Annotated in this window: 12 protein-coding genes; 3 read left to right on the plus strand and 9 right to left on the minus strand. The window is 72.3% G+C overall.

Annotated elements, in window-relative coordinates; translation table 11 throughout:
* Nucleotides 1-43: 43 nt before the first annotated feature.
* From WMF24_RS40015 to WMF24_RS40035, 5 genes are read right to left on the minus strand one after another with little or no spacing between them, the layout of a single operon-like run.
* Nucleotides 44-1972, minus strand: a complete 1929-nt coding sequence (locus tag WMF24_RS40015; RefSeq protein ID WP_437732722.1) for a DUF1585 domain-containing protein — start codon at nucleotides 1970-1972, stop codon at nucleotides 44-46.
* The gene (locus WMF24_RS40020; RefSeq protein ID WP_437732723.1) at nucleotides 1969-3528 is read right to left on the minus strand and encodes an ABC transporter ATP-binding protein; all 1560 of its coding nucleotides are present in this window, start codon (nucleotides 3526-3528) and stop codon (nucleotides 1969-1971) included. Before WMF24_RS40020 ends, WMF24_RS40015 begins: the two co-directional genes overlap by 4 nt.
* A complete protein-coding gene (locus tag WMF24_RS40025; RefSeq protein WP_437732724.1) occupies nucleotides 3525-4607 on the minus strand; it encodes an ABC transporter permease in 1083 nt (360 codons plus the stop codon). Before WMF24_RS40025 ends, WMF24_RS40020 begins: the two co-directional genes overlap by 4 nt.
* A gap of 14 nt (nucleotides 4608-4621) precedes the next feature.
* On the minus strand, nucleotides 4622-5719 hold the full coding sequence (locus tag WMF24_RS40030; RefSeq protein ID WP_437732725.1) for an ABC transporter permease: 1098 nt from the start codon (nucleotides 5717-5719) through the stop codon (nucleotides 4622-4624).
* A 19-nt stretch (nucleotides 5720-5738) separates the two neighbouring features.
* On the minus strand, nucleotides 5739-6779 hold the full coding sequence (locus WMF24_RS40035; protein WP_437732726.1) for a BMP family lipoprotein: 1041 nt from the start codon (nucleotides 6777-6779) through the stop codon (nucleotides 5739-5741).
* A 259-nt stretch (nucleotides 6780-7038) separates the two neighbouring features.
* Between WMF24_RS40035 and WMF24_RS40040 the strand changes: the two genes are divergently transcribed.
* Nucleotides 7039-7659: a DUF1349 domain-containing protein gene (locus WMF24_RS40040; RefSeq protein WP_437732727.1), complete on the plus strand. Its 621-nt coding sequence runs from the start codon at nucleotides 7039-7041 to the stop codon at nucleotides 7657-7659.
* Nucleotides 7660-7809: 150 nt separating this feature from the next.
* Here WMF24_RS40040 and WMF24_RS40045 read toward each other — a convergent pair whose 3' ends face one another.
* Both WMF24_RS40045 and WMF24_RS40050 read right to left on the minus strand, forming a co-directional pair.
* The gene (locus WMF24_RS40045) at nucleotides 7810-8313 is read right to left on the minus strand and encodes a DUF3291 domain-containing protein (RefSeq protein ID WP_437732728.1); all 504 of its coding nucleotides are present in this window, start codon (nucleotides 8311-8313) and stop codon (nucleotides 7810-7812) included.
* A gap of 61 nt (nucleotides 8314-8374) precedes the next feature.
* The gene (locus WMF24_RS40050; protein ID WP_437732729.1) at nucleotides 8375-8971 is read right to left on the minus strand and encodes an NAD(P)H-dependent oxidoreductase; all 597 of its coding nucleotides are present in this window, start codon (nucleotides 8969-8971) and stop codon (nucleotides 8375-8377) included.
* 68 nt (nucleotides 8972-9039) lie between these two features.
* On the opposite strand from WMF24_RS40050, the gene WMF24_RS40055 reads away from it, so the two are divergent.
* Nucleotides 9040-9975, plus strand: coding sequence for a LysR family transcriptional regulator (locus tag WMF24_RS40055; protein WP_437732730.1), 936 nt, complete (start codon nucleotides 9040-9042; stop codon nucleotides 9973-9975).
* A gap of 21 nt (nucleotides 9976-9996) precedes the next feature.
* Here WMF24_RS40055 and WMF24_RS40060 read toward each other — a convergent pair whose 3' ends face one another.
* A complete protein-coding gene (locus tag WMF24_RS40060) occupies nucleotides 9997-10485 on the minus strand; it encodes a MarR family winged helix-turn-helix transcriptional regulator (RefSeq protein ID WP_437732731.1) in 489 nt (162 codons plus the stop codon).
* Between the two features lie 172 nt (nucleotides 10486-10657).
* Between WMF24_RS40060 and WMF24_RS40065 the strand changes: the two genes are divergently transcribed.
* Entirely contained in the window at nucleotides 10658-11836 is a 1179-nt protein-coding gene (locus WMF24_RS40065) for a serine hydrolase domain-containing protein (protein ID WP_437732732.1), read from the plus strand.
* Nucleotides 11837-12024: 188 nt separating this feature from the next.
* On the opposite strand, the gene WMF24_RS40070 is transcribed toward WMF24_RS40065, so the two are convergent.
* On the minus strand, nucleotides 12025-15345 hold the full coding sequence (locus WMF24_RS40070) for a hypothetical protein (protein WP_437732733.1): 3321 nt from the start codon (nucleotides 15343-15345) through the stop codon (nucleotides 12025-12027).
* Nucleotides 15346-15446 lie beyond the last annotated feature (101 nt).

Here is a 15446-nt window from a genome sequence, read left to right on the forward strand (position 1 = left end):
CCCGCGCCCCCGCCGCGCGTCACCCGCGCGCCCCCGCCGCGCGTCACCGCGCGCCCCCGCCGCCGCGCTCTAGCGCGGGCCGCACGTTGCTCGCGCGCGCATAGGCCGGCGAGCGCACGATCGCCTCGACGAGCGGCCGCATCCGGTAGCCGCGCGACACGAACCGCTCGCGCAGCGCGCGGAGCAGGGCCTCGTCCTCCTCGACGAGCGGCCGCCCGAGGAACGACTCGGTGATACGCTCGACAGCGCACGACGCGAACTCCGGCGCGCGCGTGAGATCGGCCGCGGCGCCGGCCGGGCCGCGCTCGGCGTGATCCGGCGAGGCATAGGCGCCCCGGAGCACGCCGCGCTCCTTGCTCGAGAAGTCAGGATCGTAGAAGCGCCGGCACGAGTGGCCCATCTTGCCCGCCGCGTCCAGCTTGCACACAGGGTTCTCGATCGGAAACCGGGAGGCGGGGAGATAGGTCCACGTCGTCTCCTCGACCCGCGTGAAATACGCCGCGAGCGGCTCCAGCGTCGCGTGGCAGCTGGAGCAGCCCGGCCGGACCATCAGATCGGGCTCGTCCGACGGCGGGAGCTCCGCGTGCTCGGCCGCGAAGCTCTTGCACAGGAACGCGCTGTAGAGCGCGGCCGCGCGCGCGCGGCGCGAGGCGTACTTCGCCAGGAACACCGGCGTCGTGATGATCCCCGCCGCCCGCGGACCGCGATCGGCGATGAACGTCCACGCCGAGACGTCGTGCGGAAAGACGACCGGCGGCACCGCGCCCGGCAAGAACAGGGGCGCCTCGTCCTCGCGCATCCCGAAGGACCTGTGAAGAGAGCAGCACGCCGCGGGCGCGCTCGATCGATAGAACTGCGCGAGCGGCCCGTTGATGAACGTGTAACGCCCGGTGAGGATCTCCCGGAAATCGCGGTCGGCCCGGAAGACGTGCTGCATGAGGTGAATCGCCTCCTGCGACCACCAGAACTTGTGCCAGCCGGAGATCGTGCTCGGCGCGGCGCCGATCGGGCTCTCGATGCCGAGCGGCACGTGCGCGGGCAGCGCGAAGGCGCGAGGATCCCTCCCGGAGCTGTCGCCCGGGAGGCAATGCTCGAGGCCGATGCCGCAGCCGCAGTCGACGCTCATCACCGAGGCGAGCGCGCTCCGGCACGAGATCGGCTCGCCCCGGTGCGCCTTCGCATACGCGTCCTCGGGCATCGGCGGGCGCGTGCGGCCCGCGGGGAGCGGAGCCCCCCTGGGCAACGGGGGAATACCGCTCGCGTAGATGCGGCCGACCTCCGCGGTCTGCGCCTCTTCCTTGCAGACCCGGACCTCGACCGTCGGCGTCTTGCCGTCGGGCTCGAACAGGAGCTGCGGCAGCGGGACATAGGCGCTGTCGGGGTCCTTCCACCCGGCGCCGTAGCGCTGCGTCGGCGCGACCGAGAGGTAATCGCGGTAAAGCCAGAAGGGGCGCACGAGCGTCGTCCGCTCGTCGAGCAGCTTCTGCGAGATGGGCCTCGGCGTCCCCGTGAGGGCCTGGAAGCTGCCGCGGAGCCCGCTCTCGGCCTCGGAGAAGCAGAGCTCGCCGTCGATCACCGGGTGCAGGCGGCGCTGGTTGTAGCGGTAATAGACGTGGAGCGGCTTGCCGTCCGGGCCGAGCACCTCGGCCCTCCGGAGCGTCGTCTCCGGCGGCGCGAACAGCCCCGCCGGGCCGAGCTCCAGCCGCAGGACATCCATGTAGATGCGCGTGAGCCGCTCGACGTAGCCCGGGCCGTCGAGGTGGCGCTCGATCCAGGCGTCGAGGTCGAAGCCCGGCGACTCCATCTCCGCGAGCTCCTCGCGCGTCGGGAGCCGCCCCACGAGGTCGAGCGAGAGCGCGCGGAAATACCGGTACTGCTCCAGCGTCGGGGCGGCCGCGGACGGCGGCGCGAACAGGGCCGCGGCCGCCGCGGCGAGGAGCGACGCCGCGGCCAGCGCGCCGAGCCCCCTCACGCCCCCGCCTCGCCCGCCGGCCGCGCCGGGGCGGCCTCGCCGGGGACCACGCCGGCCATCAGCATCCCGAGCTCGGTCCGCGAGACGGCGCCGGCGTCCCGCGTCGCCACGATGCCGCCCCGGTACATCACCGCGATCCGGTCCGACAGCGACAGCACCTCGTCGAGCTCCGCCGACACGAGCAGCACCGCCGCCCCCGCGTCCCGCGCGGCCACGATCTCGCGGTGGATGTGCTCGATCGACCCGACGTCCACGCCCCGCGTCGGCTGGCTCGCCACGAGCAGCTCCACCGGGCGGCTCAGCTCGCGCGCGAGGATCACCTTCTGCTGGTTGCCGCCCGACAGGGCCGACACGGGCGTGCCGGGGCCCGGCGCGCGAATGTCAAAGCTCTTTATCAAGCGCGCCGCGTTCTCCTCGCGCGCCCCGTCGCGGAGCACCCCGCGCGCGGAGAACGGCGCCCTGTGGTGCGTGCAGAGGGCGAGGTTGTCCGCGATCGAGTAGGACAGCACGAGCCCGTGGCGCTGCCGGTCCTCGGGCACGTGCGAGACGCCCCGCTCGATCAGCGCGCGGGGCAACGCGCCGGTGACGTCGCGGCCCCGGAGCAGCACGCGCCCGGCGCGCGGCGGCGCGAGGCCGGTGATCGCCTCGACGAGCTCGGTCTGGCCGTTGCCCTGCACGCCCGCGACCCCGAGGATCTCGCCCGCGCGCACCGAGAAGCTCACGTCGCGGACCGCGTCGCCGCCCGCCCCGCGCCGGCCCGCGACGACGAGGCGCTCCACCTCGAGGACGACCGCCCCGGGGCTCGCCGGGGCCTTGTCCACCTGGAGCGCGACCTCGCGGCCCACCATCGTCGCCGCCAGGCCGCGCTCGTCGGTCTCCGCCGGGACGGCGGCGCCGACCACCCGGCCCGCGCGCATCACCGTCACGCGGTCGGCGACCGCGAGCACCTCCCGCAGCTTGTGCGTGATGAACAGGACCGAGACCCCCTGCGCCGTCAGCCCGCGCAGCACGCGGAACAGATCGTCCGCCTCCTGCGGGGTGAGCACGGCCGTCGGCTCGTCGAGGATCAGGATCTCCGCCTTCCGGTAAAGGGCCTTGATGATCTCGACGCGCTGCTGCACGCCGACCGGGAGGTCCTCCACGCGGGCGTCGGGGTCGACGTCGAGCCCGTAGCGGGTCGACAGCGCGCGAACGTCGTCGCTCGCGCGGCGCCGGTCGAGCGCGCCGCCGCGCCCGACGGGCTCCGCGCCGAGCACGATGTTCTCGGCGACCGTGAAGACCGGGATCAGCATGAAGTGCTGGTGCACCATGCCGATCCCGAGCGCGATCGCGTCGCTCGGCGAGCGCAGGGCGACAGGGCGCCCGCCGCGGCGGAGCTCCCCCTCGTCCGGGCGCAGGAGCCCGTAGAGGATGTTCATCAGGGTCGACTTGCCGGCGCCGTTCTCGCCGAGCAAGGCGTGGACCTCGCCCTCGCGGAGGTCGATGTCGACCCGGTCGTTCGCGAGGACGCCGCCGAACCGCTTCGTGATCCCCCGCGCCTCGAGGACGGTCGTCACCGGTGCCCCTCCCGGTCGTAGGGCTGGCCGTCGGCGGCCGGCGGCGTGGTCTTGCCGATGACGCCGGTGAGGATGAGCAGCGTCAGGAGGTACGGGACGAGCCCGACGACCGACGATTGCTGCAGGAACGACCACGACGGGGGGATGAGGTCGCGGAAGAGCTGGAGGTTGATCTGGAACGCCTGCGCGGCGCCGAAGACGAGCGCCGCGGCCCACGCGCCGAACGGGGTCCAGTCGCCGAAGATCATCGCGGCGAGCGCGATGAAGCCGCGGCCGTTCGTCATCATCGGCTCGAACGACGGCACCGACTCCAGCGTGAAGTACGCCCCGCCGAGCCCCGCGATCGCGCCGCCGATCACGACGTTCACGTAGCGCACGCGCGCCACGTCGATCCCCACCGTGGCCGCGGCGCGCGGGTGCTCGCCGACGGCGCGCGCGCGCAGGCCCCAGCGCGTGCGGAACAGCACGAGGTGCGTCACGACGACGAGCGCGATGGCGGCCAGGGCGATCGGCTGCTGCTCGAAGACGGGGCCGACGACGGGGAGGTCCGCGAGGAGCGGGACGTGCAGGCGCGGAAGGACGCCGGGCGCGTGCGGGACCTCGCCGCCGAACGCGCTGCCCGGCCCGAAGAAGAGCTGCCGGTTGAAGAAGCCCGTGAGCCCGACGGCCAGCAAGTTGATCACCGTCCCGGCGAGGATCTGGTCCACCGCGAAGGTCACCGCAAGCACGGCGAGCAAGAGGCCCAGCGCCGCGCCCGTGACGATCGCGATGGCGACGCCGAGCAGCAGGCTCGGCAGCGGCGGGAGGTGCAGGACCGCGCTCGCGTAGATCGACCCGAACCAGCCCGAGAACGCCGCCGCGAGCATCATGCCCTCGATGCCGAGGTTGACGACCCCGGAGCGCTCGCAGAACACGCCCGAGAGCGCGCCCAGCGTGAGCGGCGTGGCCACGGCCAGCGTCGTGGCCGCCATGCTGGCCACGATCGTGAGGGGCGGCACCCGCGACGCGCCGACGAGCGCGACGACGAGGACCAGCAAGCACACGACCGCGGCGACGAACCCGTACCGTCGATACCCCATCTTCACCCTCGCGCTCAGCCACCCCAGCCGCGCGTGAGCACGAGCCGCTCGCGCTCGCCCCGCACGCGGTAGATGCGCCGGACCAGGGTGTCCGCCGCGACGAAGAGCAGGATCAGCGCCTGGATGACGGAGATCACGTCGATCGGCACCTGCGTGAGGAACTGCATCCGGGTCGCGCCGCTGCGCATGGCGGCGAACAGCAGGGCGGCGAGCACCGTCCCGCCGGGGTGCGCCTTGCCGAGGAGCGCGATCGCGATCGCGTCGAAGCCGTACCCCTGCGAGAACCCGAGCTCGTGCCGGTGGTGCAGCGCGCTCACCTCGACGGCGCCGGCCACCCCGGCGAGGGCGCCGGAGAGCGCCATGGTCACGACGACGGTGCGGCCCACGCGGACGCCGGCGTAGCGCGCCGCGTCCGGGCTCTGCCCCGCGGTGCGGATCTCGAAGCCGAACACGGTCCGCTGGAGGACCCACCCGACGAGCGCCGCCGCGAGCAGCGCCAGCGGGAAGCCCCAGTGCAGCCGGAAGCCGTCGACGAGCGCCGGGATGCGCGCGCTCTCGTCGATGAGCGGCGAGCGGGAGAGCACGTTGCCCGGGGCGGGGTCCTTCATCGGGCCGTTCAGCAGGAAGCTCACCGCGTTGAGGGCGACGTAGTTGAGCATGATCGTGCTGATCACCTCGTGTCCGCCCGCGCGCGCCTTGATCCACCCGGGGATGGCGGCCCACAGCCCGCCGGCCAGCGCGCCGAGCAGCAGCGCCACGGGGATGTGCAGCGCGGCGGGCAGGCCCGCGCCCGCGAGCCGCGGCAGCCAGTGGCCCGCCCAGGCCGCCGAGAGCGCGCCGAGCGCGAGCTGCCCCTCGGCCCCGATGTTGAACAGCCCGCCCTTGAACGCCAGCGACACCGACAGGCCGGCGAGGATGTACGGCGTCGCCCACACGAGCGTCTCGCTGACCGCCCGCGCCGACCCGAACGCGCCCTCGAGCATGCCCGCGTAGGCGTCGATCGGGTTGCCGCCGGCCAGGGCGATGAGGACGCCGCCGAGGACCATCGCGGTGAACACCGAGAGGGCGGGCAGGCGCAGCGGCTCGAGGAGCCGGATCAGCCTCTCGCGCACGGCCGAGCTCCCGGGGCGCTCACTGGCCCGGCTTCGTGGGCGGCACCCCGGTCTTGAGGGTGCCGTCGAGGAGGGCCTTCCTGAGCTCCTCCATCTTCGCCTTCACCTCGGCCGGGACCTTGCCGTCGAGATCGTGATACGGCGCGTACCCCGACTTGCCGGTGAAGTTCCCGCTCGGGAGCTTGCCCTCCTTGGCCATCTTGATGAGGTCGAACGTGCCGTCGGCGATGAGCTTCACGGCGCTGGAGAGCAGCACCTTCTGGGCCTCGGGCACCGTGTAGTACTGGTCCGTGTCGACGCCGATGGCGTAGGCGCCCTTCGTCGCCGCGCCGAGCAGCGCGCCGTTGCCCGTCTTGCCGCCGCCGCCGAAGACGATATCGACGCCCTTGTCGATCATCGAGACGGCGGTCGTCTTGCCCCACTCGGGGTCGGTGAACGTCTTATCGAACCCGACGTCGTTGTGATAGACGACGCTGAGCTCGACGTCGGGCTTCGCGTGGCGCGCGCCCGCGCGGAACCCCTCGCCGAAGCGCCAGACGGGCGGCACGGCGTCGGTCGCCAGCACGGCGCCGATCTTCCCCGTCTTCGTCATCATCGCGGCGAGCGCGCCGACGAGGAAGCCGCCGTGGTCCTCCGGGAAGATCAGGCCGACGACGTTCGGCTTCTCGGCGCCCGGCCCCTGGAACTGGTCGATCCCGATGAACTTCGTGCCCGTGAACTGCGCGGCCGCGGCGTGCGTCGCCTCCGTGAGCCCGAAGCCGGACGTCACGACGACGTCGTACTTCTCGTCGGCGAACGTCGCGATATTCTTCGGGTAGTCCTTCGGATCCGTGGTCTCGATGTACTGCGTCGTGGCGCCGAGCTCCTTCTGCGCCCGCTGGAGCGCCTCCCACGCCGACTGGTTGAACGACTTGTCGTCGATCTTGCCCATGTCGGTGACGAGGCCCACGCAGAACACCTCGGGGGTCGCGCAGTCGGCCTTCTTGTCCCTGCTGCACGCCGGGAGCGCGCTGGCCAGCGCCAGAAGGACCGCGAGCGCGAGGCGCCGCTTCTTCAACATGCCGGATCTCCTTTGGAAGTCGCATTGGACACCGGCCAGCGCACCAAGGCAACCCGGCGTTTGCATTTGCCTACATCTGCCCACACAAACGGGACACGACGGGCGATCGATCGCAGGCGGCCTGATCAGGAGCAACGTTTCCGGCGTGGCGCGCCGGGTGGAGCCGAGCGGCCGCGCGACTCCGACGCTTCGTGGTAGGCTCCGGCCGCGTCCGCACACGGGCGGATCGCACCTCGCGCACTCTTGAAAGGCCGGTGTCATGACAGGGATGCTCCTTGACGAGGATTTCACCAGGCCAGGCGTCGATCCGCGGCTCGAGTGGCGCCACCCGCCGGCGCGGTGGGTCGTGGCGCCGGAGCGGAGCGTGCTCGTTGTCGAGCCCGCCGCGAAGACGGATTACTGGCAGCGGACACACTACGGGTTCCAGAACGACAACGGGCCGTTCCTCTTCCTGCGCGCCGGCGGCGACTTCGTGATGACCACCCAGGTGCGGTTTCGCCCCGCGCACCAGTACGACCAGGCAGGGCTCATGGTGCGGCTCTCGGCGTCGTGCTGGCTGAAGACGTCCGTGGAGTTCGAGCCCGACGGCCCGAGCCGGCTGGGCGCGGTGGTGACGAACGCGGGCTACAGCGACTGGTCGACCCAGCCGTTCCCCTCGGACAGGCGCGAGATCTGGCTGCGCATCCGGCGCGAGGGCCCGGACTACATCGTCGACGCCTCGGACGACGGCGCGGCGTGGACGCAGCTCCGCATCGCGCACCTGCACGAGGACGACGGGGCGCGCGAGGTCGAGTGCGGACTCTACGCCTGCAGCCCGGTGGGTGAAGGCTTCGTTGCGGAGTTCGAGCGGCTCCGGATCGCGCCGGGGCGCGCGGCGTGAGGCGCCGCGTGGCGTGAGGTGCCGCGTCGCGTGAGGCGCCGCGTGGCGTGAGGCGCCGCGTGGCGTGAGGCGCCGCGTCGCGTGAAGCGCCACGTCGCGTGAGGCGCCGCGCGCCGGGCACCGCCGCCCACGGCGCCCGGCGCTGACCGCTCAGCCGGCCGGGCAGCGCGGCGCCTCGCCCGCGGGGGCGGGGACGGCCTGCGCGTCGGGCGCGGGGGACGGGTGGCGGAAGGTGAACGCGCGGGGCGTCGGCCCGTGACGGCGGAGGTGATCGAGCCGCTCCTCGGCCTCGGCCACGGTCGGGATGTGCCCGGCCGGGATCCACCACAGCACGGTGAAGGCCTCTTTCATCGGGACGAACCACTCCCGGCGGCGGCGCATCACGGCGGCGTGGTCGGGGTTACGGAAGGCGAAGTCGGACAGGGCCTCGACCGATTCCCACACCGACATGTTCACGATGATCCGGTCGTCGCCGAACGCGCGCACCGCGGTGGCGTCGCCGTCCTCGGTCTTCAGCCGCCAGACGAAGCCCGGCGCGGCGTCGGCCAGGGCGTTCACCGGGTCCAGCGCGGAAACGAAGCCGGCCAGCCGCGCCGAGTCGAGCGGCTCGAGCGGCAAGGCGATGTTGACCTGGGCGAGATGGTGAGTCGGCATCCGGCCGAGGATACCATCGCTCCGGCCGTGCGGCCGGATCCATCGCGGAGGCCCCGGCGCGTCAGCCGGACCTGGCGGGAAACCGCCGCGCATCCCGCTCGCCGATGCGCTCGATCTCGCGGAGCCAGGCCGCTCGTTGCTCGAGGGTCCGGGTGTTCTGGCCGAAGAAGGTTGTCTCGCGGACCGGCCCGAAACCGACGAAGCGCAGCGTCGCGTTGACGAACGAAGCATGGACGGAGCGCCGGTGCCAGAAGCGGTACCACCAGCTCGGGCTATCCATCGTCGTCACGACGCGCGCGCTGCGGCCGGCGAGCAACCCCTCGGGCAGCGGGCTCCGCTTTCGGTAGGCGAACGACCAGCCGGGCAAGAAGGTGCGGTCGACGAAGCCCTTGATGAGCGCCGGCGGCCCCGCCCACCACGTGGGGAAGAACCAGGCCACGTGGCTCGAGCGCTCGATGGCGGTCCGGGCCTGGAGGAGATCGGGCTCGAGCTCCTGTCGGCCGCTGAAGCCGGCGCGCAGGTGCGGATCGAAGGCGAGCGAGCGCAGGGCCAGGTGCTCGACGCGGGCTCCGCCTCGCTCGAGGCCGCTGGCGTAGGCCCTGGCGAGCGCGTCGCTCAGGCTGTCGGGAGCAGGGTGACCTTGGATGACGAGGTGCATGCGCCAATCTTGGCCATGCAACAGCGTCCGGGTAGACGGTTCCGAGCAGGCGTGCCATGCGTGGATGCATGGCACGCTCTCGCGCTTCCGCGCCCGCTGGCAGGCCGCTCGCGGACGTGGATTGGGGTGATCTGCGCCTCTTCCTGGAGGTAGCGCGCACCGGCAGCTTCTCGGCCGCCGCGCGCGAGCTCGGGATCGAGCAATCGACGGTGAGCCGGCGCATGGCGGCCTTCGAGCGGACGCTCCGGGCGGCCGTGTTCGATCGGCGACCGGGGGGCTCGGTGCTCACCCCGCTCGGCGAGCAGCTCCGCCGCCACGTCGAGGCGATGGAGGCGGGCGCCGACCAGCTCGTGCGCGACGCGAGCGGCCACGAGAGAGAGGTCGAGGGCCTGGTTCGCCTGGCGCTCACCGAGTCGATCGCCGTGCACGGCGTCATCCCGCGCGTGCTCCCGGTGCTCGCCGAGAGGCACCCGCGCGTGTCGCTCCACCTGCTGACAAGCTACGAAGCGGCGGACCTGGGCCACCGTGACGCCGAGATAGCCCTGCGCTTCTTCCGGCCGAGGAGCGGCGATCTCGTGGCCGCGCGCATCGTCACCCTGCCCACGGTGCCAGTCGCCCACCGCAAGCTCTCGAAGAAGGGCCGCGACGAGCTCGACTGGATCGGCGTCGATCTGGGCCGCATCCCCGCGGTCGAGGAGGACTACCAGAGGCGGCACGTGAAGAAGGCCCCGAGGCTCGTCGTGGGCAGCTACATCGCGCAGCTGGAGGCCGTGCGCGCGGGCCTCGGCGCCGCCGTGTTGCCGCGCAGCGCGCTCGCGCTGGACGACGACCTGGTGGAGCTCGATCTGGGTCTACCCGCAGGCCCCGTGCTCGAGCTCTGGCTCGTCACGCCGCGCAGCCTGCGCCAGGTGCCGCGCATCGCGGCGGTGTGGAGCGCCCTCGAAGAGCAGCTCCAGTTCCTGAACGAGCCGCGGCGCGCGCGGGCGCGCCCGCGATCGCGGTGAGCCGCAGGGCCGTCGCCGCGCCTACGGCTGGCGGAGCCGCCGCGACGACAGGAGATCGAGGCCTCCGGTGCGCTCCGCGACGCGCTGGAGCGACGCGCGCAGCGCGGCGGCCTGCTCCTCCCCGAGCAGCGCCCGGAGCCGCCGGTTGACCGCGGCGCGCGCGGCGCGCCCGGCCTCGACCGCGGCCCACCCGCGCTCGGTGAGCTCGACGAGGCGGCTCCGCTGGTCGTCGTCCGCGACGCGCCGGCGCACGTAGCCGAGCTCCTCCAGCTCGGCCACCGCCTTGGATGCCCCCTGCGCCGTGATGCCGAGCCGCTCCGCGAGCTCCCGCACCTTCACCGGGCCGGGGATCAGGTGCTGGAACACGTAGCCGTGGCTCGGCCGGAGGTCGCCGTGGCCGGCCTTCTCCACGCGGCGCATCACCTCGTCGCTCGTCGCGGAGGCGACGGCGGCGAAGAGCAGCACGAGGTCCTCGTCCGGGCGCGCTGGCTTCACGGCCGGAGCCTGCATCGCGCAACCTCGGTTGCGCAACCTTGGTTGACAGATCGGGCCGGTCGCCCTATCCATCAACCAAGGTTGCGCAACTTGGGTTGCGCTTATCGGAGGCAGGACCGAGGACCGGGCGGATCGCCCCGCGCGCCCCGATCCGTGCGGCTCCGGGGAAGGGACGAAGGGACGAGCGATGCGCCTCGCGATCCATGGCTCCTGCGACCCCGCGTTCGCGCCCGTGCGCGCGGCGTTCGCGTCGAATTTCGAGCGGTTCCCCGAGCTCGGGGCCGCCGTGTGCGTCGCGGTGCGCGGCCGCGTCGTCGTCGACCTCTGGGCCGGCTTCCGGGACGCGGCGAGGACGGCGCCCTGGGGCGGCGACACGATCGTGAACGTCTTCTCGGCGACCAAGGGCGCGGTCGCGCTGTGCGCCCACGCGCTCGCGGAGCGGGGCGCGCTCGACCTCGACGCGCCCGTCGCCGCGTGCTGGCCGGAGTTCGCCGCGGCCGGCAAGGGGCGCGTCCGCGTGGCCCAGCTCCTCGACCACAGCGCCGGGCTGCCGGCGCTCCGCGCGGAGCCGCCGGAGGGCGCGCTCTACGACTGGCAGGCGATGACCTCGGCGCTCGCCGCGGAAGAGCCCTTCTGGGAGCCGGGCGCCCGGCACGGCTACCACGCGGTCACGTTCGGCTTCCTCGTGGGCGAGGTGATCCGGCGCGCCAGCGGCCGGCGCGTGGGCGCGTTCCTCCGGGAGGCCGTCGCGGGGCCGCTCGGGCTCGATCTCCACATCGGCACGGGGGCGGAGCACGACGGGCGGATCGCCGAGGTCCAGCCGACGATCGCAGGCGGCCCCGGCGCCGGCGGCCTCGGCGGCGCGTTCGCCGCGAGCCTCCGCGACCCGGCGTCGCTCACGTCGATGGCCTTCACCCGGCCGCGCGACCTCGTGGCGCCGGGCCTCGTCAACACCGCCCGCGCCCGGCGCGCGGAGATCCCCGCGCTGAACGGCCACGCGAACGCGCGCGCCCTCGCGCGCATGTACGGCGCGCTCGCCAGCGGCGGGGCCCTTTCGGACGGCGGCGCGCGCGTGCTCTCGCCAGAGGCCATCGAGGCGGCGCTGGCGGAGCGGTCGCGCGGCCCCGACGCCGTCCTGCTCGCGGATAGCCGGTTCTCGCTCGGCTTCATGCTCCCGAGCGCGCTACGCCCCTTCGGCCGAGGCCCGCGGACCTTCGGCCACCCCGGCGCAGGCGGCGCGCTCGGCTTCGCCGACCCCGACGCGGGGATCGGGTTCTGCTACACGCCGAACCAGCCCCTCGCGAGCGGCGAGGGCGGCGACCCGCGGTGGCCGGCGCTGATCGACGCGGCGTACGCCTGCCTCTGAGGGAGGCATCAGGTCACCACGCCCGGGGAGCCTCTCCGGACGCTCACGCACCGGCCCGAGCACCCACGCCGCGCGTTTGCCTCCGTGGAGCGGGCGCGCCACCGGGTCGAGCGCTTCGTCGCACGCTCAAACGCTCATGAGGATGCGACCAGATCGCCGGACAGCAATCCTGGCACCCACCGATCTCTTCAGGGATTCAGCGTGGCGACGAACACATCGCGAGGCGCTGTGGAGGGGCGAGGGCCGGCGTCCATCGACAGGTAGATGGAACCGGCGATTGCAAGCGTGCCATTCGGAGAGACAACCATGTCCCACGCGCCGGCTTGATAACCAGTGGGGACGTGGAAGTTGGCGGACCAGAGCGTGGCCCCGCTGTCGTCGAGCTTGGTAACCTTCGAGCCCCCGTTGACGAACACTCCACCAGCAGGATCCAGGGTTAGCCCCACGTAGGGAATCGTGGTGGTGGTGATGACCTCCCCTGCGGCGTCCAGCTTGACCAGCACGCCGAACAGCTCGTCGCCAGATCCTAGCGCGCCACCGCCGAAATCGACGGTGCCATCCACGACGCCCGTCACCAGGATCTCGCCTGCGGCGTTGACCGCCACCGAGTAGGCCGATGCAATGGGGAAATCGTGATACGTGGATGTGAACTGCCGTCGCCAGAGCAGAGCGCCTGTCGGCGACAGCTTGGTGACGTTGAAGTCCGCACCGGGGGAGAAGAAATAATCGTCGTCCGGGTGCGCCACGAGCACGTTGCCGTCGCCGTCGACCGCGAGACCACCCGGCGACCCGCTGGCATCTCCTGGCACACGGTGCGTCCAGAGGACGTCCGGCACTCCGGCGCTCACCTTCGCCACGGAATAGGACGCAGACACAGATTCATTGCCAATAGTCGTGTAGAGGACGAACACATCGCCGACGCCATCGATGGCGATCTCCTCCACACTCCACAAATAGAAACCCCTCATCCACCAGCCATTGCTCCAGATGTGGTTACCCTCGGGGTCGAACTTGACCAGGAATAGCGTGGGAGAATCAAGAGCGACAGGCGGGATGGGACCCCCACCAAAATCTGGACCTTCATCATCCGAGAACGGCCGCCCTCCATAGGTTCCGGCAAAGTAGATGTTTCCGCTTCCGTCGACGGCCAGGATGGCGGACCCATCGTCGTACTCGGTCCCGAAGCGCTTGCTCCAGATCACCGAGCCGGAGGGGTCGAGCTTGAGGAGGAAGACGTCGGATTCCCCTGCGCTGGTGAGAGGGCCGGCGCCGAAGTCCACCGTCCCTTTGAAGGAGCCGGAGACGTAGTAGTTGCCCCACGCGTCGCTCACGATGGAGTGGGCGTGTTCGTCGCCGGGGCCGCCGTATGCCCGCGCCCACGGCGGGAGGCGGGGGCAGTGAGGGTCGCCGTCGCAGTCCTCGTCCACCGGGCTGGCGCAGAGCTCTGCGGCCGGCGCCACCGCACCTGTACACGGGCCATAGCCGAGCCCATCGGTGCGACACGTCTGCGTCCCGGTGGTGCACGGCCCGATGCCGACGGTCTCGGTGGGGCCCGGGTAGCAGGTGAGCACCGTGCCCGGCACGCACGTGCCTGGCGTGCCGCCGCCCTCGCCGCCGCTGCCGCCGACGCCGCTGCTGGCCGCGCCGCTGCCCCCCTCGCCGCCGCTCCCTCCGCCGCCCTCGCCGCCGCTCCCTCCGCCGCCCTCGCCGCCGTCGTCGACGGGGTTGAACGTGGCGACGAAGATGTCGCTGCCCGCCGCGTAGGCGATCGGACCCGTCCCGAAGTCCACCGGCGCAAGCACGCGCCCGGTGGCTGCAATCGTGCCATTCGGAGCAAGGGCGATGTCCTCGAAAATCGCATCGGCGTCGGTCGCCCACGTCTCTGTCCCGCTCGCGTCAAGCCCGGCCAGCCCACCGCCGGCGATGACGATGCCGCCGGCCGGGTCCAAGGCGATCTCGTCGCCGACGCGAACCGAGCGGCTGAAGAGATGCTGGCCTCCAGCATCCACCTTCACGAGCACCGGCCCACGAGGGAGCACGCCGCCGCCGAAATCGATGGTTCCGTCCGTGATGCCCGTCACGAAGATCTCGTCCGCCGCGTTCACCGCCACCGAGGAGGCCGATACCCCGACGAGTTCGTCGAACGCGCTTTGCCAGAACATTCGCGTCCACAGATAGATACCAACAGGATGATACTTGGAGACACCGATGTAGTATATATCTCCACCCACCACGATCGCGTTTCCTGCGCTATCGATCGCAAGATCTGCTTCCTCGTCACTGGAGATGATCGGAGCGACTTGAGTCATCCAGGTGAGGTTGGTTCCGGTGTGCAACCTCGTGAGATACAGTAGACCATCTCCAGAAAGCACGTACCCAGTGCCGGATCCATCGAGGGCGACTCGCTTGACCTCCCGTTGGTACAACGGATGATCCGGAAAGCCCTTGCTCCGGATGTGGTTGCCCTCGAGGTCGAGCTTGGCCACGAAGAGCGTGGACCGTTCGGTGGGCTCGAGGGGGCCCCCGCCAAAGTCGGGGCCCGGCACGGGAGCGTGGGCAGGACCTGCGTTATAGACTCCGGCGACGAAGATGCTTCCGTCATCGCCGATGGCCACGGTGACGCTCTCATCGTCGTACTCGGCACCGAAGCGCCTGCTCCAGATCACCGAGCCGGAGGGGTCGAGTTTGAGGACGAAGACGTCGGATCCCCCTGCGCTGGCGAGAGGGCCGGCGCCGAAGTCCACCGTCCCTTCGAATGCGCCGGAGACGTAGTAATTGCCCGACGCGTCGCTCACGATGGACAGGCCGCTGTCGTCGCCGGCGCCGCCGTATCCTCGCGCCCACGGCGCGAGGCGGGGGCACCGGGGCTCGCCGTCGCAGCTCTCGTCCAACGGCGTGGCGCAGATCTCTGCGGTCGGCGCCACCGCATCTGCACACGGGCCGTAGCCGAGCCCATCGGCGCGGCACGTCTGCGTCCCGGTGACGCATGGCCCGATGCCGATGGTCCCGGTGGGACCCGTGTAGCAGGTGAGCACCGTGCCCGGCACGCACGTGCCTGGCGTGCCTGACGTACCGCCCTCGCCGCCGCTGCCGCCGACGCCGCCATCACCGCCGCTGCCGTCGCTGCCGCCCTCGCCCCCGCTGGCGCCGCTGCTGGCCACGCCGCTGCCGGCCACGCCCCCGCTGGCGCCGCTGCTAGCCACACCGCTGCCGCCCTCGCCCCCGCCGCTACCGCCGACGCCGCTGCTGACCACACCGCTGCCCCCCTCACCGCCGCTGGCGCCGCCGCTGGCCGCGCCGCTGGCCGCCTCGCCCCCGCCGCTGCCGCCGGCGCCGCTGCTGGCCACGCCGCTGGCCGGCTCGCCCCCGCCGCTGCCGCTGCCGCCGGCGCCGCTGCTGGCGCCGCCGCTGCCTGCCTCGCCGCCGCTGCCTGCCTCGCCGCCGCTGCCACTGCCGCCGCGCACGACGAGATCGCACCCTGTGCAGGCGACGACAGCTGCGATGGCCAAGGCGGCCGATCCACCCCGCCTCCCGCTGCATCGCGCGTGAGCAATCGACTCATGGTCTCTGGTCATGGCCGCTTCGTTGCCCGGCCTGGCCGGAATATTCA

The sequence above is a fragment of the Sorangium sp. So ce1335 genome (genome assembly GCF_051521615.1).
GTDB lineage: Bacteria > Myxococcota_A > Polyangia > Polyangiales > Polyangiaceae > Sorangium.

What these genes read in the sequence shown, in the direction of transcription:
- WMF24_RS40055 (WP_437732730.1), top strand. Translation starts at nt 9,040, where the DNA reads ATGGCACGCTCTCGCGCTTCCGCGCCCGCTGGCAGGCCGCTCGCGGAC.
- WMF24_RS40025 (WP_437732724.1), bottom strand. Translation starts at nt 4,607, where the DNA reads ATGGGGTATCGACGGTACGGGTTCGTCGCCGCGGTCGTGTGCTTGCTG.
- WMF24_RS40050 (WP_437732729.1), bottom strand. Translation starts at nt 8,971, where the DNA reads ATGCACCTCGTCATCCAAGGTCACCCTGCTCCCGACAGCCTGAGCGAC.
- WMF24_RS40060 (WP_437732731.1), bottom strand. Translation starts at nt 10,485, where the DNA reads ATGCAGGCTCCGGCCGTGAAGCCAGCGCGCCCGGACGAGGACCTCGTG.
- WMF24_RS40035 (WP_437732726.1), bottom strand. Translation starts at nt 6,779, where the DNA reads ATGTTGAAGAAGCGGCGCCTCGCGCTCGCGGTCCTTCTGGCGCTGGCC.
- WMF24_RS40040 (WP_437732727.1), top strand. Translation starts at nt 7,039, where the DNA reads ATGACAGGGATGCTCCTTGACGAGGATTTCACCAGGCCAGGCGTCGAT.
- WMF24_RS40045 (WP_437732728.1), bottom strand. Translation starts at nt 8,313, where the DNA reads ATGCCGACTCACCATCTCGCCCAGGTCAACATCGCCTTGCCGCTCGAG.
- WMF24_RS40065 (WP_437732732.1), top strand. Translation starts at nt 10,658, where the DNA reads ATGCGCCTCGCGATCCATGGCTCCTGCGACCCCGCGTTCGCGCCCGTG.